Annotated in this window: 25 protein-coding genes, 1 tRNA gene and 2 pseudogenes; 19 read left to right on the top strand and 9 right to left on the bottom strand. The window is 60.2% G+C overall.

Going from position 1 to position 20395, the window contains the following annotated elements:
* The first annotated feature begins 1 nt into the window (after position 1).
* From nadB to HME9302_RS00745, 10 genes and pseudogenes are all read left to right on the top strand, one after another.
* Entirely contained in the window at positions 2-1588 is a 1587-nt protein-coding gene (nadB, locus tag HME9302_RS00775; protein WP_115365420.1) for an L-aspartate oxidase, read from the top strand.
* 111 nt (positions 1589-1699) lie between these two features.
* A pseudogene (locus HME9302_RS13620) lies at positions 1700-1771 on the top strand (GIY-YIG nuclease family protein); the annotation flags it as partial.
* Positions 1762-1896, top strand: a pseudogene (locus HME9302_RS13615) (hypothetical protein); the annotation flags it as partial. The pseudogenes HME9302_RS13620 and HME9302_RS13615, both read left to right, overlap by 10 nt.
* The gene (locus tag HME9302_RS13610) at positions 1897-2025 is read left to right on the top strand and encodes a GIY-YIG nuclease family protein (protein ID WP_407641338.1); all 129 of its coding nucleotides are present in this window, start codon (positions 1897-1899) and stop codon (positions 2023-2025) included.
* A gap of 55 nt (positions 2026-2080) precedes the next feature.
* The gene (locus tag HME9302_RS00765) at positions 2081-2965 is read left to right on the top strand and encodes an alpha/beta fold hydrolase (RefSeq protein ID WP_115365419.1); all 885 of its coding nucleotides are present in this window, start codon (positions 2081-2083) and stop codon (positions 2963-2965) included.
* Positions 2966-3348: 383 nt separating this feature from the next.
* Positions 3349-3900, top strand: coding sequence for an energy transducer TonB (locus HME9302_RS00760; protein ID WP_115365418.1), 552 nt, complete (start codon positions 3349-3351; stop codon positions 3898-3900).
* Between the two features lie 626 nt (positions 3901-4526).
* Positions 4527-6593 (top strand): ribonucleoside-diphosphate reductase subunit alpha, encoded by a 2067-nt coding sequence (locus HME9302_RS00755; protein WP_115365417.1) that lies wholly within the window; start codon positions 4527-4529, stop codon positions 6591-6593.
* A 36-nt stretch (positions 6594-6629) separates the two neighbouring features.
* Complete coding sequence (locus tag HME9302_RS13210) at positions 6630-6800, top strand: hypothetical protein (protein WP_181815636.1); 171 nt, start codon at positions 6630-6632, stop codon at positions 6798-6800.
* A gap of 73 nt (positions 6801-6873) precedes the next feature.
* On the top strand, positions 6874-7032 hold the full coding sequence (locus tag HME9302_RS13205) for a hypothetical protein (RefSeq protein WP_181815635.1): 159 nt from the start codon (positions 6874-6876) through the stop codon (positions 7030-7032).
* 216 nt (positions 7033-7248) lie between these two features.
* Positions 7249-7434: a hypothetical protein gene (locus tag HME9302_RS00745; RefSeq protein ID WP_115365415.1), complete on the top strand. Its 186-nt coding sequence runs from the start codon at positions 7249-7251 to the stop codon at positions 7432-7434.
* An 86-nt stretch (positions 7435-7520) separates the two neighbouring features.
* Here the strand turns inward: HME9302_RS00745 and HME9302_RS00740 are convergent, their stop codons facing one another.
* From HME9302_RS00740 to HME9302_RS13200, 3 genes are all read right to left on the bottom strand, one after another.
* Entirely contained in the window at positions 7521-7757 is a 237-nt protein-coding gene (locus HME9302_RS00740) for a DUF2171 domain-containing protein (RefSeq protein ID WP_115365414.1), read from the bottom strand.
* An 86-nt stretch (positions 7758-7843) separates the two neighbouring features.
* The gene (locus HME9302_RS00735; RefSeq protein WP_115365413.1) at positions 7844-8098 is read right to left on the bottom strand and encodes a hypothetical protein; all 255 of its coding nucleotides are present in this window, start codon (positions 8096-8098) and stop codon (positions 7844-7846) included.
* Complete coding sequence (locus HME9302_RS13200) at positions 8095-8256, bottom strand: hypothetical protein (protein ID WP_181815634.1); 162 nt, start codon at positions 8254-8256, stop codon at positions 8095-8097. The genes HME9302_RS00735 and HME9302_RS13200 overlap by 4 nt, the downstream gene beginning before the upstream one ends.
* A 104-nt stretch (positions 8257-8360) precedes the next feature.
* Between HME9302_RS13200 and HME9302_RS00730 the strand changes: the two genes are divergently transcribed.
* The 3 genes from HME9302_RS00730 to HME9302_RS00720 all read left to right on the top strand — a co-directional run bounded on the left by HME9302_RS00730 (position 8361) and on the right by HME9302_RS00720 (position 11437).
* Positions 8361-8885, top strand: a complete 525-nt coding sequence (locus HME9302_RS00730; protein WP_147270736.1) for a hypothetical protein — start codon at positions 8361-8363, stop codon at positions 8883-8885.
* 214 nt (positions 8886-9099) lie between these two features.
* A complete protein-coding gene (locus HME9302_RS00725) occupies positions 9100-10164 on the top strand; it encodes a ribonucleotide-diphosphate reductase subunit beta (protein ID WP_115365411.1) in 1065 nt (354 codons plus the stop codon).
* Positions 10165-10168: 4 nt separating this feature from the next.
* Positions 10169-11437 carry an AAA family ATPase gene (locus tag HME9302_RS00720; protein ID WP_115367368.1) on the top strand — a complete coding sequence of 423 codons (1269 nt, stop codon included), beginning with the start codon at positions 10169-10171 and terminating at the stop codon, positions 11435-11437.
* 407 nt (positions 11438-11844) lie between these two features.
* Here HME9302_RS00720 and HME9302_RS00715 read toward each other — a convergent pair whose 3' ends face one another.
* The 4 genes from HME9302_RS00715 to HME9302_RS00700 form a co-directional block, all read right to left on the bottom strand.
* Positions 11845-12534: a thermonuclease family protein gene (locus tag HME9302_RS00715; protein WP_115365410.1), complete on the bottom strand. Its 690-nt coding sequence runs from the start codon at positions 12532-12534 to the stop codon at positions 11845-11847.
* Positions 12535-12658: 124 nt separating this feature from the next.
* Complete coding sequence (locus HME9302_RS00710) at positions 12659-13330, bottom strand: hypothetical protein (protein WP_115365409.1); 672 nt, start codon at positions 13328-13330, stop codon at positions 12659-12661.
* A gap of 55 nt (positions 13331-13385) precedes the next feature.
* Positions 13386-13901 carry a thermonuclease family protein gene (locus HME9302_RS00705; RefSeq protein ID WP_181815633.1) on the bottom strand — a complete coding sequence of 172 codons (516 nt, stop codon included), beginning with the start codon at positions 13899-13901 and terminating at the stop codon, positions 13386-13388.
* A 146-nt stretch (positions 13902-14047) separates the two neighbouring features.
* Positions 14048-14566 carry a thermonuclease family protein gene (locus tag HME9302_RS00700; protein WP_115365408.1) on the bottom strand — a complete coding sequence of 173 codons (519 nt, stop codon included), beginning with the start codon at positions 14564-14566 and terminating at the stop codon, positions 14048-14050.
* Between the two features lie 139 nt (positions 14567-14705).
* On the opposite strand from HME9302_RS00700, the gene argB reads away from it, so the two are divergent.
* From argB to HME9302_RS00675, 5 genes are all read left to right on the top strand, one after another.
* Positions 14706-15593 (top strand): acetylglutamate kinase, encoded by an 888-nt coding sequence (gene argB, locus HME9302_RS00695; protein ID WP_115365407.1) that lies wholly within the window; start codon positions 14706-14708, stop codon positions 15591-15593.
* Between the two features lie 169 nt (positions 15594-15762).
* Positions 15763-16056: a YggT family protein gene (locus HME9302_RS00690; protein ID WP_115365406.1), complete on the top strand. Its 294-nt coding sequence runs from the start codon at positions 15763-15765 to the stop codon at positions 16054-16056.
* Positions 16053-16961: a bifunctional methylenetetrahydrofolate dehydrogenase/methenyltetrahydrofolate cyclohydrolase FolD gene (gene folD / locus HME9302_RS00685; protein WP_115365405.1), complete on the top strand. Its 909-nt coding sequence runs from the start codon at positions 16053-16055 to the stop codon at positions 16959-16961. Before HME9302_RS00690 ends, folD begins: the two co-directional genes overlap by 4 nt.
* Complete coding sequence (locus HME9302_RS00680) at positions 16958-17686, top strand: hypothetical protein (protein ID WP_147270735.1); 729 nt, start codon at positions 16958-16960, stop codon at positions 17684-17686. The genes folD and HME9302_RS00680 overlap by 4 nt, the downstream gene beginning before the upstream one ends.
* Positions 17686-18309, top strand: coding sequence for a MarC family protein (locus HME9302_RS00675; RefSeq protein WP_115367366.1), 624 nt, complete (start codon positions 17686-17688; stop codon positions 18307-18309). The genes HME9302_RS00680 and HME9302_RS00675 overlap by 1 nt, the downstream gene beginning before the upstream one ends.
* A 21-nt stretch (positions 18310-18330) precedes the next feature.
* On the opposite strand, the gene HME9302_RS00670 is transcribed toward HME9302_RS00675, so the two are convergent.
* On the bottom strand, positions 18331-18954 hold the full coding sequence (locus HME9302_RS00670) for an LON peptidase substrate-binding domain-containing protein (protein WP_115365403.1): 624 nt from the start codon (positions 18952-18954) through the stop codon (positions 18331-18333).
* 11 nt (positions 18955-18965) lie between these two features.
* A complete protein-coding gene (locus HME9302_RS00665; protein ID WP_230079809.1) occupies positions 18966-19961 on the bottom strand; it encodes a tetratricopeptide repeat protein in 996 nt (331 codons plus the stop codon).
* Between the two features lie 195 nt (positions 19962-20156).
* On the opposite strand from HME9302_RS00665, the gene HME9302_RS00660 reads away from it, so the two are divergent.
* Positions 20157-20231: transfer RNA gene (locus HME9302_RS00660), tRNA-Gly, on the top strand.
* Positions 20232-20395: the final 164 nt, after the last annotated feature.

The raw sequence follows: 20395 nt of genomic DNA, 5'->3' as shown, positions 1-20395 counted from the left end.
CGTGGCGGCCAATACGCATGATGTGCTGGTCATCGGATCGGGCGCGGCCGGGCTGACCGCGGCGCTCGCGTTGGCGGAACACAAAAAAGTGCTGGTGCTGGCCAAGGGTTCGCTCACCGGCGGGAGCACGGCTTGGGCGCAAGGCGGCATCGCTGCGGTGCTGGATGCGGGCGATACGTTCGACGATCATATCCGCGACACCATGGTGGCGGGCGCCGGCCTCAACAACCGGGAGACGGTAGAGTTCGTCATCGAACGCGCGCCGCGATCTATCGAGCGACTGGTCGAACTCGGCGTGCCGTTCAACGGCGATTCCGGCGACCTCCACCTGACGCGCGAGGGCGGGCATTCCCACCGCCGGATCGTTCATGTCGACGACGCCACCGGCTGGGCCGTTCAGGAGGCGCTGCTGAAGGCGGCCGACGCCAATCCCAACATTACCATGCTTGCGGGCCGCACCTGCGTCGACCTGATTACTGGCCAGAATGCTGCGAGATTCTCCGGCAGCGGACGGGTGTGGGGGGCGTATGCATTGGATACGCAAACCGGCAAGGTCGAAGCGCACGTCGCACGCGCCACTGTCATGGCGGCAGGCGGAGCGGGACGGGTGTATCAGTTCTCCACCGCACCGCGCGGCGCAACGGGGGACGGGATCGCCATGGCGTGGCGCGCCGGTGCCCGCGTATCGAACATGGAAATGATGCAGTTCCACCCGACCTGCCTCTACAATCTTGAGGTCAAGAATTTCCTCATCACAGAAGCTGTGCGGGGCGAAGGTGGGCACCTGCTGCACCCGGACACCGGCCATCGCTTCATGGCCGATTACGACCCCGAACGCATGGAGCTCGCCCCGCGCGATGTGGTGGCTCGGGCGATCGACGACCAGATCAAGCGCTACGGCCTCGATTACGTGCATCTCGACATCAGCCACCTACCGGCCGACTTCGTGCGCGCGCATTTCCCGACCATCCATGAAAAGCTTATCGGCCTCGGCATCGACATGACGGCGCAGCCCATCCCCGTGGTCCCGGCGCAGCATTACACTTGCGGCGGCGTGGTCGTCGGCCTCGATGCGCGCACCGATTTGCCGGGCCTGTGGGCGGCTGGCGAAGTGACCGAGAGCGGTCTGCACGGCGCCAACCGGCTGGCCAGCAACAGCCTGCTGGAATGTTTCGTCTTCGGCGAGGCGGCGGCGCGCGACATTCTTGCCCGGTTCGATACGCTGGACGATCCGCCAACCATCCGCGAATGGGACGAAAGCCGGGTTACGGATTCCGACGAGGAAGTCGTCATCAAGCAGAACTGGACAGAAATCCGGCGCATGATGTGGAACTATGTCGGCATCGTGCGCACTACGAAGCGCTTGGAACGGGCCCGCAACCGAATTACTCTGCTGGGTCGGGAGATCGACGATTATTACGGCGCGTTCCGTGTCACCACCGATCTGATCGAGCTGCGCAACCTTCACCAATCCGCCCAGCTCATCGTCGACAGCGCACTCGCCCGCCACGAAAGCCGCGGGCTTCACTACACGCTCGACTACCCCGAAACGAAAGACACAGCGCGCGACACGGTACTGGTGCCTTGAAGTTGGATTGTGTGTGGCGCTCGCTCTGGGTCCCCGCTTTCGCGGGGATGACGAAGGGTTCTATCTACCACCCCTTTTTCGTCATTTCCGCGAACGCGGGAACCTAGGGCATTGAGGCGCGACGCCATACCAACAGTCTACCTCCTCGCTTCACAACGCAACGGCACCCTCTATTGCGGCGTGACCTCGAACCTTTTGCAACGCATTGCACAGCACCGCGAATTGCACAGCACCGTGAAGGGACTTTCTCAGGCTTCACGAGGAAACACCACATCCACAAACTGGTTTGGTTCGAACAGCAGTCCACAATGGAACACGCGATTATCCGTGAAAAGCACATCAAGAAGTGGAATCGCGCATGGAAGCTGGATCTGATCGAGACGGAAAACCCGCGCTGGGTTGATCTTGCGGTCGATTTGGGGTTCGAACCCCTTTGACGCCCTGGGTTCCCGCATTTGCGGGAATGACGATGGGTTGAAACAGGAACGTCCAATGACCCAGATCCAAGCCAACGGCATTGCCATCGAGTACGAATCCTATGGCAAGGATACCGATCCTCCGCTGTTGCTGATCATGGGGCTTGGCGCGCAGCTGACGTATTGGCCGATGGAGCTGGTCGAGGCGCTGGCTGGCCGCGGTTTTCGTGTCATACGCTATGACAATCGCGATATCGGACTGTCGGAAAAATTCACGCATACCGGCACCCCATCGATCCCGGTGACGGCCATCATGACCAAGCTCGGCTTGCGGAAGAAACTGCCTTATCAGCTGGCAGATATGGCGGACGATGCGGCTGCGCTGCTCGATGCGCTGGACATTCCCGCCGCGCATATCGTCGGCGCATCGATGGGCGGTATGATCGCGCAGCATGTGGCGATGCGGCATCCCACAAAGGTACTCAGCCTCACATCCATCATGTCCACCACCGGCAACCCCAAGTTGCCTGCCGCGCGCAAGGATGCGATCAAGGCACTGACGCAGCGGCCGAAGGATACCGACAAGGCCACCATCACCGAGCTCGGACTGACTATTGCACGAGCTATCGGCAGCCCCGATTTCCCGCGCGACGAGGAGCGCCTGCGCGAGTTTGCCGGCAGCAATTACGACCGCAGCTTCCACCCCACGGGAATGCCGCGCCAGCTAGCCGCGATTATTGCCGATGGCGACCGGCGCAAACGCTTGCAGGCCGTGAAAGCGCCGACCCTTGTCATCCATGGTGAGGCCGATCCCTTGGTGCCGGTAGAAGGTGGTCACGACACGGCGGAGGCTATTCCCGGGGCAAAGCTGCATACCATCCCCGGCATGGGCCATGATCTGCCGCTGGAACTGGTAGACGAAATGGCTGACGCCATAGCTGGACATGCCAAAGCCGCCTGAGCCTCCACTATCGCAGCGCGATCCTTGTTCCATGCAAACCGGCGCCGCACATGCAAATGGCCATGTGCGATAGGCGCCGCAAGCTGAACCTTGGGCCGAGTCGATCTAGGAAAAGCGCGAACAGTGAGTGAACTGGAGGGGCGGCGGCCGTTCCATCGTTAACATTGTCATTTTTAATTCAAGGATTTGCAGCTGGCGCCTGGGAAATTGGCAGAACTGCGTTGCTTTGATGCCCTTTTCCTATATTATAGTAAGCAGAAATCCGGTGAACCGCAGTTGCCGCTTTCTCGATCGACCATCAAGTCGTCGCGAAGGTAGTGGGGTCGCAATAGCGTTTTCGCATACGAATATGGTCGATCATTTACTTTAAAAAGGATGATCCCATGAAATATATACTTTCTGTAACTTTGGCAATTATGCTGACGTCGTTGCTGGCGTTGTCTGTTGCACTGCCTGTCTATGGTCGCGAAGGAGGCTCCGGCCAGAATATTCCAAGCCGCGATATCATCGTGAGCAGCGATGCGCAGGTTTTCGCTGACCGCGCCAGACTTGACCTGGAACGACAATTGGACCGAGTGGAACGATCGATAGTCAACAACCGCGCATCGAGCGTGTCCGGTATCGCACAGGTTCGTTTCGAACATGATGGCCAAGGCAACGTCGTCAATGTCGGCCACTATCGCAAATCCGGCAACCACATGCTTGACCGGATAGCTACACGGGCGGTTCAAAACCTGACGGTTCTGGAGCAATTCCCCGAAGAGGCGCGGCCAGGCCAGGCGTTTCTCGCCAATATCGTCATGTCCGATTCGCCTATCAAGCTGAAACGGCTGACCGCGAAACTTAACCGGCGCGAACAGTTGCGTCTTGCCAATCGGTCCGATGGGACAGCGCCACTGCTGGCGATCGGCACCATCTCCCGACCTTCGGCCTGACTTTTAGGAACGAAGCTTCCGACATCGCTGGTTCGTCGTTCTGCGGACGATGGCCGGTGGTGTCGGTTCGAATAAAAGCGCTCCCGGCGACCGGAACCGAACCGGTGATTTTCGTGCCCCAACACATTGCTTCATATAGCGGCGGGTTCATCTCGTCCTGTTCCGGAAATATTATGGTTTTCCCGAATTAGGGGTTGCGCGGGCCGCCACCCCAGCTTGCACCGCGCGTCGCGGTGTTTGGCGCGGGCAACACACCGTCTCGCGGATGACTCTGCCAACCTTAAAACTTGATTAACCCCCTTGCGTGCGAATTGCAGATGATTCACTATCTATTGGGTAGGGAATGCAGGATCACACACCATACCTAGTGTATGACGGGTGTAGCCAAACGCGGCGAGAACACAGCGAAAGTGCTGTTTTTGCCCATGTTGCGGCAAACGGGAAACCGGCCTGCACAACCCCTGGCTGTGGGTAAAATGGGGAGAAGTAATCTCCTTAAATCGCTCGCAGGAATGCTAGGTGAAGCCGCAAGACAGCAAAGCGGCCACCGAATCGAGGGCTGATACCCGATGCGGCGCGCAAGCTTTCGCAAACGGGCGAGATATACAGGATTGGGGTAGGGAATAATGGAATTCAGCAAGGGCGACGAGCAGGCGATGGCGATGGACGATACCGTGATCATGGAAAACGAAACCGCCCCTGCATCGACACCGCCCAAGACGGATGCGGCAAAGGATAAGGCACTGCCAATGGACAAGCAGGATACCGGTAGCGAAGCACTAGCCACGGCTACGGCAAGCGCGATGGCAACAGCTGCCAATGCGCTGGCCGAACAGGTGACCGATGCTGCCGAAATAAAAGCCGAGTCCGACAGCAAGAGGGTCAATGACCGCCGCTTTACCATTGTCACCGACGATGTGCGCGACGCCAACCTGACCGAATTCGGCAAGGCCACGCTGACCGATCGTTACCTGTTGCCCGGCGAAACCTTCCAGTCGCTGTTTGCGCGCGTAGCCGATGCCTATGCCGACGACCAAGAGCATGCACAGCGGCTGTATGATTACATGTCGAACCTGTGGTTCATGCCTGCCACGCCAGTATTGTCGAATGGCGGCACCGGGCGCGGCCTGCCAATTTCGTGCTATCTGAATAGCGTCGATGATAGCTTGGGCGGTATCGTGAATACCTGGAATGAAAACGTCTGGCTGGCGTCCAAGGGCGGCGGCATCGGCACCTATTGGGGCAATGTGCGCGGGATCGGCGAACCGGTCGGCCTCAATGGCAAGACCAGCGGAATTATTCCGTTCGTGCGCGTGATGGACAGCCTGACGCTGGCCATTTCGCAAGGCTCGCTGCGGCGCGGATCGGCTGCCTGCTATCTCGACGTGTCGCATCCGGAAATCGAGGAATTCCTCGAAATCCGCAAGCCATCGGGCGATTTCAACCGCAAGGCGCTGAACCTGCATCACGGCGTGCTGCTGACGGACGACTTCATGGAAGCCGTACGCGCAGGCGACAAGTTCGAGCTGAAATCCCCCAAGAGCGGCGAAGTGCGCGGCGAAGTGGATGCGCGCGGCCTGTTCCAGAAACTGGTCGAAACGCGCCTGTCTACGGGCGAGCCCTACATCGTGTTCTCCGACACCGTGAACCGCATGATGCCAAAGCATCACCGCGAGTTGGGCCTGAAGGTTTCCACCTCCAATTTGTGCAGCGAAATCACCTTGCCCACCGGCCGCGATCACCTCGGCAACGACCGTACGGCGGTCTGCTGCCTATCCTCGCTCAACCTGGAAAAGTGGGAAGAGTGGGAAGGCGACAAGGATTTCGTGGAAGACGTCATGCGCTTCCTCGACAATGTGCTGCAGGACTATATCGACCGCGCACCGGACGAAATGGCACGCGCGAAATATTCCGCCAGCCGCGAACGTTCGGTGGGGCTCGGCGTGATGGGCTTCCACTCCTTCCTCCAGTCCAAGCAGATCGGCTTTGAAAGCCCGATGGCGAAGGTGTGGAACCTGAAGATGTTCAAGCACATCAGCGGCAAGGCAGAAGAAGCCTCGATGATGCTGGCCAATGAACGCGGCCCCTGCCCGGATGCCGAAGATATGGGCGCGATGGAACGGTTCAGCTGCAAGATGGCAATCGCGCCGACCGCGTCGATCTCGATTATCTGCGGCGGTACCAGCGCCTGCATCGAACCGATCCCGGCCAATATCTATACGCACAAGACCCTGTCGGGCAGCTTCGTGGTGAAGAACCCGTATCTGGAAAAACTGCTGCAGAAGAAAAGCAAGGATTCCACCAACACCTGGAATTCGATCCTCGAACGCGGCGGCTCGGTCCAGCACCTGGACTTCCTTACCGTGGACGAAAAGGCGGCGTTCAAGACCAGCTTCGAAATGGACCAACGCTGGCTACTGGAATTCGCCGCCGACCGTGCGCCGTTCATCGACCAGGCGCAGAGCCTCAACCTGTTCATCCCCGCCGATGTCGACAAATGGGACCTGATGATGCTGCACTTCCAGGCGTGGGAAAAGGGCATCAAATCGCTCTATTACCTGCGATCGAAATCCGTACAGCGGGCAGGCTTCGCCGGCGGTGTGGAAGCGGATAACACAGCCGATGCAGCCAAGTTCGAATTGGCTGCAGAAGGCGAACAGACCGATTACGAGGAATGCCTGTCCTGCCAGTAGGCGGACGGGTTTTCCGTTGGCAGAGGTGGCCGTGCGATGACGACGATCGTGGTGATACTGCTGGTGTTGGGTGTGTTGCTGATGGCGGCTGCGCGTGTTCCCTCCGCCGCCGGCAAGAGCCGCGCAGGACCTCTGCGCACGGCAGCTTTGGCGTTGTTGTTCACTGCTCTGTTGCTCGCCGTAATCGACGCATTCGACATTCTCTAACGCCGTCAGCTATCGCAAACATTGGACGCGAGCGATCAGGTGATCGGTACGCGAGCACCGGGGGAACGGAATAATGGGTTACGTCGGTTATATCGCCTTGGGCATCTCGTTTCTCGCCCTTGGCCTGATCTTCCGCAAACAGGGTATCGGCGGAAAACTGGCATGGGTGCTGTTCGTGCTGGCCGGCGGACTGTTTCTCGTCGCAGCGCTCGGTAATGCGGGCCTGTTCTGATGACCGTCTTCCTGATTGGCCTTGCGGCGCTTACACTTATGCTGGTCTGCGGCGTGCTATTGCAGCAAAGCGGGGCGAAAAATGGCGATAACACACGGCGCAGGGTTGGGCTGTTCCTCGTCATAGCCGCTGCGGTTCTGCTTATAATAAATGCCGGGATTCGTATCGGATCGGTTGTTTGACCGTCCTTCCACGCTCCAATCGGGTAGAGCCGCGATGATCAGCCAGATCCTGTTTTATGCCATGATGGCACTGCTGGCCGGCGTGTTCGGCTTCACTTTTTCGGGCAATGTTTCGAAGAAACGTCCGGTGATAGGACGCGCCATATCGCTGGTGTTCTACGCGCTTGCGCTCGCCTGTATTGCGGGGATCGCGATAACCCTGCTGGGCGCGGCGCGGTAAGCCCCAATACGAAAAGCCCCCGCGCTGCGCTGTGGCAGGCGGGGGCCAATCACGATTTCGTCGGACCCAGTTAGGATTGGACCCAGTTAGGAAACGGCTTTGTTGCCCAGGCCTTTAGGAAGGTGTGTGCCTTCCTTGAGATAGACGCGGTTGTCTTCTACGCGGTCGACATCGGCCATATTGAGGAAATGGTGAATGCTATCGGCGCTGTCCGATTTGGTCAGCTTAATCTTGTCACCCTCGACATCGTCGACCGTGCCGACGTGCTGGCTGTTGCAATCGGACACTTCCATGTGTTCCTTGATGCGCAGTCTCTCGAACATAAATGCTCCTTAAGTAATGAACGGTTCACCTGCTCAACGGCCCGCGCGGGCGGCAGGTTCCGTGATTTGGCCGAAAACGGGTGGGTCTATTCTTCCTCGTCCGGCTGATAGAGCGGCCGTGCTGCATCGGCCTGCGCCCGGGCTGCCGGGTCGCCCGATACTTCGCCGGGAATGGCGGTATCGCTGTTATCTACAACGTCCGGCTTTTCTTCGCCTGTATCCTTGCCGGAAGCCTTGGCCACGTCCTGCTCGCTGCGCCCTTCGGCATCGCGGCTATTGCCGTAAGCGGACTGCGCCTTGCCGGTTTCCTTGATTGGCGTGTGGTCTGATCCGGACATCATGTGCGCTCCCTGTCGTCGCGCTTGTCCTTGCTGTCCTTGCCCTTTTCCGCCTTTGCGCGCGCTTCCGCCTCGCGTCCGCCGGTCGGCTTCAGCCCCGCTGTATCCTTATCCGTGTCGAGTGTGACATTGCGGGAATCGTTCGGTTCATACTGGCCCATGGCGTTGCTCCTTGTCGGGGATTGGTCGCCTACGTTCAGGCGTTATCCCATCAACGCTTGTCGCAGGCTCGGCGTTCCGGCATTCTCGCCCCATGACAGCGATGTTGGACGCCGGACTGCTGGACGCGGCATGGCAGTGGGCGCGCGAAAACGAGCTCGCGGATGCGGCGTTATTCGCCGTAGTTGGAGTAGGCATTGGCCTATTGGCTTTGGGTGCGCGCCAGTGGGGTGCCGCGCGCTTGGCGGCGCGCCAGCTTGAATCGGTGGAAGCCTGGCAGAAACAATCCGACGATGCACCCGATGAAACGGAAGAGGATGCGACCACGCATACGCCTCTCTCGATTCTCTGGACTGGAGGAATTGTTTTTGCTGCAAGCGCCTCCTTTCCCTTGGCCAGCTTGCTCGCCCAGGCAACTGGCATCGCTTCTGGATACTGGATAGCGACCGGTGTGTCGGCGCTGATGCTTATCTTTGCATACAAATTCTGGAACCCCTCGATGGACGATTCCGGCACCCGGTTTGCCGATGTAGGCGCGGAAGCGGATGACAATCATTTCTCCATCGGCCTTATCGTCGGCAGCGTCGTTATCCTGGGACTTGTGGCCACGATCGCCATGGGTTCTGCGTAAACGCCGCGTTATCCCAAAGATATGCCCATCGTCGGTATTCGCACCGCTTGCGCGACTCAGAGGCGGGGTGCACGATACGCGGCAGGGGAAGGGCTGGTGGACTGCCGACTTTCTGCGCGCAAACCACAACATATAGTTGCAGGTGGCATCGCAACCCACTAGCCTTATCTATTCACGCCCCTATCCACGCCGATCCGTTCGTTAAGGAAATCCCATGTCGCTGCTCGAAGCCCGCAAGACCTACAAGCCGTTCGAATATCCGTGGGCGTATGATTTCTGGAAACGCCAGCAGCAGATCCACTGGATGCCCGAAGAAGTGCCGTTGGGCGAGGATTGCCGCGACTGGGCGCAAAACATTACCGAGCACGAGCGCAATCTGCTCACCCAGATTTTCCGCTTCTTCACCCAGGCCGATATCGAGGTGCAGGATTGCTACCACGAGAAATACGGCCGCGTGTTCAAACCGACCGAGATCAAGATGATGCTGGCCGCGTTTTCGAACATGGAAACGGTCCACATCGCGGCCTACTCGCACCTGCTCGACACGATCGGGATGCCCGAAAGCGAATACAGCGCCTTCCTCGAATATGAGGAGATGAAGGACAAGCACGACTATCTGCAGCAGTTCGGTGTTGACACGGACGAGGATATCGCCCGCACGCTGGCGGCGTTCGGCGGCTTCACCGAAGGGCTGCAGCTGTTCGCCAGCTTCGCCATGCTGATGAACTTCCCGCGCTTCAACAAGATGAAGGGCATGGGCCAGATCGTCAGCTGGTCGGTGCGCGACGAGACGCTGCACTGCGAAGGCATCATCCGCCTCTACCACGAATTCGTGCGCGAGCGGGACTGCCTGACCAAGGCAGTGAAGGAAGACGTGATGGACATCTGCCAGACGAGCGTGCGCCTGGAAGACAATTTCATCGACCTCGCCTTCGAAATGGGCCCCGTCCACGGGATGACGGCTAAGGAAATCAAGAAATACATCCGCTACATCGCCGACTGGCGACTGGGCCAGCTGGGCCTCCCCGCCATCTACATGGTCGAAGAACACCCCCTCCCCTGGCTCACGCCGCTCTTGAACGGCGTGGAGCACGCCAACTTCTTCGAACAGCGCGCGACGGAATATTCCAAGGGCGCGACAACGGGCGACTGGCAGGACGTCTGGTCGAACTTCGACAAACGCCAAGGCGCAGGCAAAGCCGCCAACGCCGAGGACGACGTTGCGGATGACGGGCCGGGGCTGTTCGGTGATGGTGTTGCGGGTGTGGCGGCAGAGTAGGGCAATGGAACAAAAACCAACTATTGGGACAGTATTCGTGCCGGGAGGTATGCCAAAATTTACCTACGTGCCACGCACAGAACGGGAGCTGGAGAAAGCGCTTCAAAAGGTAACCGATAATTTGTGCAAGTTAGTCGTTGTCACCGGTGCGACGAAGACAGGCAAGACAGTACTAACTCGTCGCGTCCTTTCCAACCAAGAACCACTCGTGAAAGTAGAGTGTGGTAGAATTCAATCAGAAGATGATTTTTGGCAAGAATGCATGATAGAATTAGGGGCTCGACTTGATGTTGAGTTGTCTGAGTCTTCTGGGAAAGCAGAAGGTGCCGATATATCGGGAACACTATCAGTAGGCGCATTTGGAGCAAAGCTTAAGACACAGGCACAAATTAATGAAGAAATTAATAGCCAAAAAATCGAAAAAAGCAAACCAGCGGGATCTCTCCGCTCTCGTACTATTCGCTATTTGCGAGAAACGAGTTCTATTTTAATTGCAGACGATTTTCATTATTTACCGCGCAGCTTACAGGGTCATATTGTTCGAGCTTTAAAAAGTGAAATTTTTGATGGCTTCCCTTTCGTTATAATAGCCATTCCTCACCGCAGATATGATGCAGTGCGCGTGGAACGTGAAATGAATGGAAGGATCGAACCTATAAAGGTACCAGACTGGTCCATCGAAGAGCTAGTGAAGATTCCCAAAATTGGGTTCCCGCTTCTTGGGATGAAGATCACAGACAAACTCTCCAAAAGATTAGCTGAAGAAGCATATGGAAGCCCACATTTAATGCAGGAATTCTGCAAGGAACTCGCTCAGAAATCAGACGAACTAACCGAGCCTTCCGTCGAACGAAGCTTCGATGATAGTATTTTCATTAAGATAAGCGAACACACTGGAAAGGTAATATTTGATAAGCTAGCTTCTGGTCCCCGACAGAGATCAGACAGAAAACAGCGCCGATTAGTAGGAGGTGGAACTGCTGATATTTATCGTGTGATCTTAATGGCGCTCTCGCGTTTAGAGCCCGGAATGCGTAAAGTCGATTACGAAAGTCTTCGAGCAAGTGTGAAAGATTTACTTTATCAGGAAGATATGCCTCAAGCGCATGAGGTCACTCGTGTTTTAGAAAAAATGGCTGAGATAGCTTCTAAAGAAGAGATGTCGGTTAAAGTTCTAGACTGGGACGAGGAGGAACAAAAGCTTCATATTACCGATCCGTTTTTTGCATTTTTTTTAAAATGGTCGCGTGATTATGTTGATACTTCGGTATAGCTAATAGTTATTAGCTGTTTACTTGGTAGTTATTTGAAGAATTTTTATTTAGCTTTAAGCGCCGGCAATCGTATCCGCTCCCTTAGACTTTCCTCACATTGTTGCGGGCGGCCCTTTGTGCCTATGACTGCCGTGACCTGGGACCTGGTGTTCACTACAGCGCTATTTCGTCATTGCGAGCGTAGCGAAGCAATCCAGAGCGCGGTGCTGTTGGATTGCCGCGTCGCCTGCGGCTCCTCGCAATGACGAGGTATCAATCCAGCGCTATTCGGTCCGCGACCAGCGGACCGCAAGCGCGAACGCACGCCCGAGCTTATGCGAGGAAGCAAGGGGTGCGGATGCACCCCGCCCGCAGGGTCCAAACAAAAACTCCCGGCAACCCAGCGCAACCTCGGCTAACCAAAACCCTACCCACACCACCTGATCCGCGTTCCGCCCCACTCTTCCGCCAAGCCTTCGCGCACCAGTGCCGCGCCCAAGCTCGCGCCGCCTCGCTCCAGCACGCGGAGTTTGCGGCCGTATTTGTCGGTGTCGGGGGTTCCGATGGGGCGGGTTAGCGTGAAGGCGCCTTCGTTCATCAGTTGCTGCATGCGGGTTGTCGCGCGAGCGCCGAGTTGGGCTTCGCGGGCGCAGCCGGGGCTGCTGACTTCCGGGGTGTCGATATCGGCGATGCGGATTTTTACACCATCATGCCAGAACGTGTCGCCATCGACGATGCAGCTGTTGCGCGCGCCTGTTCCGCACCGTCCGAACCTTTGCGCGACGCGCTGTCCGCCGGTGCTATGGCTTGGGCTTTGGCTTGGCCAGGCACCCGATTGCGTGTTCGTTTCGAAAGGCGGCGTCAGGTCCTGCGGCGGGGCATGCGGCCACGGGTTTGGCACCGGCACATCCGCCAGCCGGACCGACAGCGGCTGATCCGCATCCGCCACCGTGCTGGCCGCCCCGCCCGGAGGTCCGCCAGACAGAAACACGGCGGTAAACGCCGCCAATGGCAGCGCCACCAGCAAGGCGGTGAAAGCGCGGTTGTGGTCCAGCACGGAGCGCGGTTTGCGCTTGGCCGAGTGCCAGCTTGTCCGATGGGTCGATCGCTTCGCCATGATGCCGCGATGGTGGCAGCATATGGTTCAGATACTGTTAGCGTGGCGCGAAGTTTATCGTGCGCGTTGGATGTGTCCCGTGCATCACGTTCCCACCCATGGAACGCCGAGTGTTCGTTCGGTCTTACTCCCAGCCCCATGCGGCAGGCGGCGCGGGGACGGGTTTGCCGGCATCCATTTCCACCCGAAACAGCCGCGTGGGATCGTTGCGGCGGGTCAGCTGATAAGCGAAGCGCGCGCCGCCCGTCTGCGCGTCATCCACTTCCACCCGCCAGACATTGGTAACCGACACATCCAGCCCCTCGCGCCCGAACAGTGCGATCGAAAATGCATCTACCGGGAAATCCTGAATGCGGGCGGTTCCGGCGGACAGCGTATCGCCGCCATATTGCGTCACCGCATCCACGCTGCCGTCTTCGTGCCGGTGGTCATGCTTCAACCGCAGGCCCCCATATTTCGTATCGATCCCTGTCTCGTTCGGCGCGTGGCGGCTGACGAGCCATGTGCGGCTGCGGTCCCAGCCGGACCCGTCTGCTTCCTCGACATGAAAGGCCACGGCAATTTCAGTCGGGGTGCAGCGCGCCCAATGCGCCACCATCGCGCGCCTGGCCCAGTCAACATCGCGCGCATCGCTGCTGACCAGCTTGCCCGAATAGGCGTTACCGCAATGGCTTTCCAGCGCATCCCAGAACGCGTGCTGCGTCTGCGGCAGAGCGGGCAAATCTGGCGCGGTGGTGGCGCAGGCGGCCAGCGGCAGGAGGAGCGGCAGGGCGAGCAGGATGGCGGTGTTTCTCATAGCCGCAGCCTAGCAAGGGCGCGCGAAAGGGGAAGTGGTTTGTCCGCGCCAGGCGCTAAGCCGGATTGCACCAGTCGGTCCGCGGCCCGCCCCATGCATCGGCCAGCCCTTCGCGCACCAGCACTGCGCCGAGGCTCGTCCCGCCGCGCGTGACGATGCGGAGCGATCGCCCGAAATAATCGGTATCCCGCCCATCGCCGGAAGGGGCCAGCGCGAACTTTCCGCCATTGAGCAAGCCCTGCATCCGGACGGTGGCGCGGGCGGCCAGAGCGGCCTCGGCGGGGCATGACGGGCGGTGCGATTCGGGTGTGTCGATATCGGCGATGCGGATCTTGGTCCCGCCAAACCAGAAAGTGTCGCCATCGACGATGCAGGTCACCCGCTTCGCCCGGCCGCATCTGTCGAAGCGGGCGGCGGACAAGAGCTCCGGCTGCAGGCGCTCGGTACCCGATGCAGGCACGGCACTGGCAGCGAGTATCGGCAAGAGCATGACCACTGCCAACAAGATGCCGGATGGCAAAGATGCTGCCGAAAGGAAGCGGAAGGGCGAGCGAGAGAGGGGTCGGTCCATCCCCGCCGCCTAATCCGCAGCCGGCCGCTCCGGCGCGTGGAGGCCCCTCCGTTCCGGTCCGGTAGCGCACGGTAATCATGCGCATACCGCGGCGGACAAGCCATCGGGTCACACCAATGCGGATGCAATCGCTCGCCCTGCCGGTGTCAGGCCGGACACCAGCCTGCTGGCGTTTCCCAACTATCCTCTCGCGCAAGCCCGGCATCCACCATGGCATCGGCCAGCCATTCCTCGCTACCATCGGCTGTAATCCGGCGAGCGGAACGCAGCTCGCGCCCATAGCGATCCCGCGGCGGTTCCGCGCCTCCATCCAGCAGGAACGGACCGGCGGAAAGCCAGCGCGACAAGGTGGTACGTGCTAGGGCTGCCTTCGCCCGCTCCGCAGGGCAAGCGCCATCCAGTTCGGGTGCATCGAAGCCGGTAAGACGGATGCGCCGCGCGTCCTTGCCGAAACCGATCGCCAGCGTGTCGCCATCGATCACGCAGCCCCTCGGTGCAGGACCCCTTGGTACACGGTCTTGCCCACATACCGGATAGCGCGCCGTCACTTCCCGCCAGTCGTCGCCGTCGGTCTGCCATCCCGCAAACCACCAGCCGGCCGCCAGAAATGTGCCGAGCAGCAGCGCATATCGCCAGAACCGGCGCGGAGGGAGCAGACGTCGCACCCAGCCCCTCTCGCGCAGACCGCATCGGAAGGGAATGCCGATTACCGGGTGTTGTACGGTTCAGGCCCAGCCAGCTTCGCGCTTTCCTTGACCGCCGCAACATCCTACGCCGCGCCGGGAACGGACACGGGAATCTGCGATGACCAAAGAAATGCTGGCCAAGGCTGAGGTGCTGATCGAGGCGCTGCCCTATTTCCAGCGCTATGCCGGGCGCACATTCGTGGTGAAATATGGCGGCCACGCGATGGGCGATGCCAAGGCCGCGCGCGAATTTGCCGAAGATATCGTTCTGCTGAAGGCGGTCGGCATCAACCCGGTGGTGGTACATGGCGGCGGCCCGCAGATCGGGGCGATGCTGGAAAAGCTGGGCGTGGAAAGCACTTTCGTGGACGGGCTGCGCGTAACCGACCAGGCAACGGCCGAGATTGCGGAAATGGTGCTGTCGGGCGCGATCAACAAGCAACTGGTCGGCTGGATCGCCAGTGCCGGCGGCAAGGCGATCGGCATTTCGGGCAAGGATGGCGGGCTGGTTACCGCCACCAAGCTCGAACGCACGCGCCGCGACCCGGACAGCGCCATCGAACAAGTGATCGATCTGGGTTTCGTCGGAACGCCGGAGACGGTCGACACGACCTTGCTGGAAACCGCCAGCGCATCGGGCATGATCCCCATCGTCGCGCCGATCGCGGCGGGCGTGGACGGGCAGACCTACAACATCAATGCCGATACCATGGCGGGCGCACTCGCGGCGGCTCTCGGCGCGGCGCGGCTGTTTCTGCTGACCGATGTTGCAGGGGTGCTGGGCAAGGACGGCGCGCTGCTGACCGACCTTACTCCATCACAGATAGGTGAACTGGAACAAAACGGCACGATTAGCGGCGGCATGATTCCCAAGCTTGAGACCTGCGTCCATGCGGTGGAAGCAGGCTGCGACGCTGCCGTGGTGCTGGACGGGCGGGAGGCACATGCGATGCTGCTGGAATTCTTCACCGCGCGCGGGGCCGGAACGCTGATCCGGGCGGACTGATCGATCAGCAGCGTCCACGGCAAACAGGTCGGGTCTACGGTAAAGGGCGCCGCCGGGGTTTGCCGCGTGACGCTGATATGCGTATTATACGGTTGATACACTTCACCGCGCTGCGGTAGATGGCGGCAACCCGACATTTTTACAGATCGCGCTAGCAAGGAATTCCAGCTTGGTTCTTCAAACAATCCTCCAGATCGTCGGGCTGCTGACCAGTGTGCTGGTCATGCTGATCATCGTGCAATTCGTGATCGGGTTGCTGTTCGCGTTCAATGTTGTGAACAGTTCCAACGCGTTCCTTACGCAGGTTTACAATTCCATCAATGCGGTGCTCGATCCGGTCCTGTCCCCGATCCGAAGATTGCTGCCGGCAACAGGAGCAATCGATTTCTCGCCGCTGGTGCTGATCGTAATCCTGCAGGTGGTGCAGATCATTCTCGGCAATCTGGCAGCCAGCGCGTCGTGAGCGAACCCAGGCAGGCCGCACGCCGCATCGACGGCAAGGCTTTTGCAGCGACCCTGCGTGAGAAAATTGGCAAAGTGGCGGCTGACTTTGCTGCCGAGGCCGGCCGTAAGCCGGGTCTCGCCGTGGTGTTGGTGGGGGAGGATCCGGCCAGCAGCGTCTATGTCCGCAACAAGGGCAAGGCGAGCGTGGCCGCCAACATCGAAAGCTTCGAACACCGCCTGCCTGCCGATACCGACAATGATACGCTGATGGCTCTGGTCGAACGGCTGAACGGCGACCCTGCGGTGGACGGTATCCTGGTACAGCTACCCCTGCCCGCGCATCTCGACGAGCAGTCGGTTATCGCGGCTATATCGCCGGACAAGGATGTGGACGGGTTCCACGTTACCAATGCCGGCAGGCTGGCGGTCGGACAGTCGGGCTTTGTACCGTGCACCCCGCTGGGCTGCCTGATGCTGCTGAAGGACGAGTTGGGCGATCTGTCGGGTAAGGACGCGGTGGTCATCGGCCGTTCCAACATCGTCGGCAAGCCGATGGCGCAATTGCTGACCGACGCAAACGCCACCGTGACGATTGCGCATAGCCGAACGAAGGATCTGGCCGATGTGGTGCGCCGCGCCGATATCGTGGTGGCTGCCGTCGGCCGCCCGGAAATGATCCGGGGCGACTGGATCAAGCCGGGCGCGACCGTCATCGACGTCGGCATCAACCGTGTGCCTGCTGCTGAAGAGGGCAAGACACGCCTGGTGGGCGATGTCGCTTTCGACGAAGCAGGACAACGCGCCGGTGCCATCACTCCGGTACCGGGCGGGGTCGGCCCGATGACCATCGCGGTGTTGCTGCGCAATACGGTCGTGGCGGCGTATCGCAACGCAGGCCTCGAACTGGCTGACGGAACGCTGTGACATCTCTGCGCAGCCTCGCGGCCGCAACTGGCGCGGCTACGCTTGCCGCTATGCTGGCGTCGGCTTGCGCTCCTGCCGAACGGCCGGGGGGCGGGCTCGATCGCAGCTTGTTCAAGGCCAATCCCTCCGCCGTGATTGCCGTCGACATCGGGCAAAACCGCGCCGCGCAGGTGGATGGTGTGGCCAAAGCGCTGAAGGATACCGCTGCGAGCGACGCGATAACCTTTGTGCCGCAGCCGGTGCTGGCCAAGGACTGGCTGCGCGGCGCGCCGGCCTTTCCCGCGACCGCCTGGTCCCCTCATGCGGTCCATCTTTCCTGCGACGGGTTGCTGGCCGTGACCACGGGCGCCATCCGCTGGGGGGGTACGGACGGTTATTATACGACCGTATGGCAGGGGTCCGGCAGGCGCGGTGACGAGCCGCGCTATCGCTGGGTGCTGTCACATGGTGACGGTGTGGAGAGCCCCCGCATCGCGCCCGAGTTTATCCAGAGTTCGGTGGCAAATTGCACCGGCACTCCCTCTGCACCGGCCCCGTCTCCTGCTCCGCCAGTGCCTGCGGGCAACAAGGCGGGACGGATGACTTCGCCCGACGGAACTTTGCGCGTGACATGGCGCTATGATGACGATGCCCAGCGGCGCACGGTTGCGGTCGAAAGCTGGGACGGATCCGCCTTCCAGACCAAGCTGCTGGACGATGTTAAGCCAGCCATACCAGGGCCATGATGTTCGACCTGTTCCTGTCCGCTTTCATCACCCTGTTCGTGGTGATCGATCCGCCCGGCTGCGCGCCAATCTATGCCGGGCTGACCAAAGGCGCGACTTCGGCGCAGGCGCGTATCATGGCTATCCGCGCCTGCCTGATCGCGGCGGTGATCCTGCTGATCTTCGCGCTGTTCGGCGAGGAGTTGCTGGCGGCATTGCATATAGAACTCGACGCGTTTCGCATCGCCGGCGGATTGATGCTGTTCTTTATCGCCTTCGAAATGGTGTTCGAAAAGCGCACTCAACGCCGCGAGGAGCGGGCCGAGAAGGTCAGCGCCGATCCGCAGATAGAGGATGTGTCGGTATTTCCCATGGCCATGCCGATGCTGGCGGGGCCGGGCGCCATCGCGGCGATCATGTTGCTGATGAACGAAGCGAACGGGACCGAGCAGACGCTCGTCGTGCTGGGCGCGCTGGCGACCGTGCTGCTGCTCACCATGCTGGCGCTGATCGCGGCAGCGCCGCTGATGCGGTTGTTCGGGGAGCGGGTGGAGGCAGTTATCACTCGGCTGCTCGGCGTGTTGCTCGCGGCATTGGCCGCGCAATATATCATCGACGGGTTGCGTGGCAGTTTCGGGATCTAAGCGAGCAGGCTTCGGGAATTCCTATTGCAGCGTGATGCTGTCATCCTCGCCATCGCGGCGGCCGAAAAAATACATCAGTTGCACCATCAACTCGCAACGCTGGGCGAGGTCTTCGGCTTCCAACAATGCTTGTTTTGCTGCGGGATCGAAAGGCGCGATTTGTGCCACGCCATTTATCAGCGACTGGTCGTCCAGACGCGAAACCGATTCCCAATCCACGGAATATCCCTGTGCATCGGCAAACCGCCGCGCCTCACGCTCGAACCCGGCGCGTTCCACACTGCTTAGCGCCTCGCTGGTGTCGTCATGCAGCAATTCGCCTTCCACTTGCCGGAACGGGGTCGTGACATCCAGTTCGCGCAGCAGGCGGAAACGGTGCTCGCCGGTCAGCACGACATTGTAACGACCATCCTCCGACGCCTCGACATCGCCGATCTTGCCCACGCAACCAATCTGATAAAGCGAGGCACCGTCCGTCCGGGTCTGCGGCTGGATCATGGCGATCCGCCGGTCGCGCACCAACGCATCGCCGACCAGCGCGCGGTAGCGCGGCTCGAAGATATGCAGCGGCAATTGCATTCCGGGAAACAGGATCGCGCCGGTCAGCGGAAAGATGGAAAGACGCGCGGGCTTGGTATCGATCATGAAATCTCCGATCAGCCGAACAGGATTTCGGACAGGCGGCGGCGGGTCTGTTTCACCCATGCATCCTCCAACCCGACGGCTTCGAATATCTGCAGCAGCTTGGTGCGCGCCGCGCCCTCGTTCCACTCGCGGTCCTTCTCCACCATGCTCAGCAGGGTGTCGGCAGCCTCGTCGCGTTCGCCGCTGGCATAGGCCGCCTCGGCAAAGGCGTAGGACGCTTCCATATCGGCGGGGCGCTCGACCGCTGCGGCACGCAAAGTGTCGAGTTCGCCGGGATCGACCTGCGTGCCGGCCAGGTCCAGCGTGCTGCGGGCGGTCTTGACCAGCGGATCGTCGCCCATGGCAGGTTCCAGCACGTCGAGGACCGAGCGGGCCTCGTCGGTCCGGCCTGCAGCCACCAGCGCACGCACCATGGCTGTTTGCGCTGCAACATTATCGGGGGCCATCTGCACGACCTGCTGAAAAATTCCGGCTGCGCGTTCGGCATCGCCGCCTGCGAGCACTTCCTCCCCCATGGTAAGGAACTGGTCGATGTTGGGCTTGGCCGCTTCCGCTCCGGGCGCCCCACCTTGTGCAGCATCGGCAGGAGAGCCATCAGGGGCACCACCTGCTGCGGCGTCGCCGATGGGCAGCTGCGCCAGGATCTGGTCGAGCGCTTCCTTCAACTGCGATTCGGTACGCGCCGAGGTCAGATCGGCCACCGGCTGCCCCTGGAACATCGCGTAGACGGTGGGGATGGATTGCACCTGGAACTGGCCAGCGATGAACTTTTCTTCGTCGACATTGATCTTGGCCAGCACCACGCCCTTGTCGGCATATTCCGCCGCGACCTTTTCCAGTGTCGGCGTCAGCGCCTTGCACGGCCCGCACCATTCGGCCCAGAAATCAAGGATGACCAGCTTGGTCATCGATGGATCGACGACATTGGTACGGAAAGTTTCGACGGCCTTTTGCTCTTCGATGCTGAGCTGCGGGGGCGGTCCGCCGGGTGGGGGTGTGGTGGCCAATTGGCGCTCCTGTCACAAGTTGATGCGTGTCTTACTGGCAATGTGGCAAGTTTCCCCCGAATGTGAAGGGCGCTGCGATGCCGGGCAGCATGATATTCGCTGTTTTTCCGCTTGCCGCACCGGCGGCCCGCTGCTAACCGCGCGCTTCCCCACCGGGTATCGGCTTCCGCCCCTATCCCGGTAGAGCGTCAGTGAGCGGGCGTAGCTCAGGGGTAGAGCACAACCTTGCCAAGGTTGGGGTCGGGCGTTCGAATCGCCTCGCCCGCTCCAGACGTTTGCCGATCGGGCATCCAGCAAACAGCAGGGATGAAATTTCGGGGAATACCGGAATTTGCCCGCAGCCCCACAATCTAACGCGTAATAAAGCGTATTGCGGTCAGGCGTTATAAATCACGCTGCATGCCATTTATCGCTGCGAGAGTGTAATTCGTCGG

Source organism: Alteripontixanthobacter maritimus (genome assembly GCF_003340475.1).
Classification (GTDB): domain Bacteria; phylum Pseudomonadota; class Alphaproteobacteria; order Sphingomonadales; family Sphingomonadaceae; genus Alteripontixanthobacter; species Alteripontixanthobacter maritimus.
Note: the sequence above shows the minus strand (reverse complement) of the source record. Positions and strands in the feature narration are given on the sequence as shown.

Coding starts and splice junctions, on each gene's coding strand:
- HME9302_RS13610 (WP_407641338.1), top strand. CDS start 1,897: ATGGAACACGCGATTATCCGTGAAAAGCACATCAAGAAGTGGAATCGC.
- HME9302_RS00765 (WP_115365419.1), top strand. CDS start 2,081: ATGACCCAGATCCAAGCCAACGGCATTGCCATCGAGTACGAATCCTAT.
- HME9302_RS00760 (WP_115365418.1), top strand. CDS start 3,349: ATGAAATATATACTTTCTGTAACTTTGGCAATTATGCTGACGTCGTTG.
- HME9302_RS00755 (WP_115365417.1), top strand. CDS start 4,527: ATGGAATTCAGCAAGGGCGACGAGCAGGCGATGGCGATGGACGATACC.
- HME9302_RS13210 (WP_181815636.1), top strand. CDS start 6,630: ATGACGACGATCGTGGTGATACTGCTGGTGTTGGGTGTGTTGCTGATG.
- HME9302_RS13205 (WP_181815635.1), top strand. CDS start 6,874: ATGGGTTACGTCGGTTATATCGCCTTGGGCATCTCGTTTCTCGCCCTT.
- HME9302_RS00745 (WP_115365415.1), top strand. CDS start 7,249: ATGATCAGCCAGATCCTGTTTTATGCCATGATGGCACTGCTGGCCGGC.
- HME9302_RS00740 (WP_115365414.1), bottom strand. CDS start 7,757: ATGTTCGAGAGACTGCGCATCAAGGAACACATGGAAGTGTCCGATTGC.
- HME9302_RS00735 (WP_115365413.1), bottom strand. CDS start 8,098: ATGATGTCCGGATCAGACCACACGCCAATCAAGGAAACCGGCAAGGCG.
- HME9302_RS13200 (WP_181815634.1), bottom strand. CDS start 8,256: ATGGGCCAGTATGAACCGAACGATTCCCGCAATGTCACACTCGACACG.
- HME9302_RS00725 (WP_115365411.1), top strand. CDS start 9,100: ATGTCGCTGCTCGAAGCCCGCAAGACCTACAAGCCGTTCGAATATCCG.
- HME9302_RS00720 (WP_115367368.1), top strand. CDS start 10,169: ATGGAACAAAAACCAACTATTGGGACAGTATTCGTGCCGGGAGGTATG.
- HME9302_RS00715 (WP_115365410.1), bottom strand. CDS start 12,534: ATGGCGAAGCGATCGACCCATCGGACAAGCTGGCACTCGGCCAAGCGC.
- HME9302_RS00710 (WP_115365409.1), bottom strand. CDS start 13,330: ATGAGAAACACCGCCATCCTGCTCGCCCTGCCGCTCCTCCTGCCGCTG.
- HME9302_RS00705 (WP_181815633.1), bottom strand. CDS start 13,901: ATGGACCGACCCCTCTCTCGCTCGCCCTTCCGCTTCCTTTCGGCAGCA.
- argB (WP_115365407.1), top strand. CDS start 14,706: ATGACCAAAGAAATGCTGGCCAAGGCTGAGGTGCTGATCGAGGCGCTG.
- HME9302_RS00675 (WP_115367366.1), top strand. CDS start 17,686: ATGTTCGACCTGTTCCTGTCCGCTTTCATCACCCTGTTCGTGGTGATC.
- HME9302_RS00670 (WP_115365403.1), bottom strand. CDS start 18,954: ATGATCGATACCAAGCCCGCGCGTCTTTCCATCTTTCCGCTGACCGGC.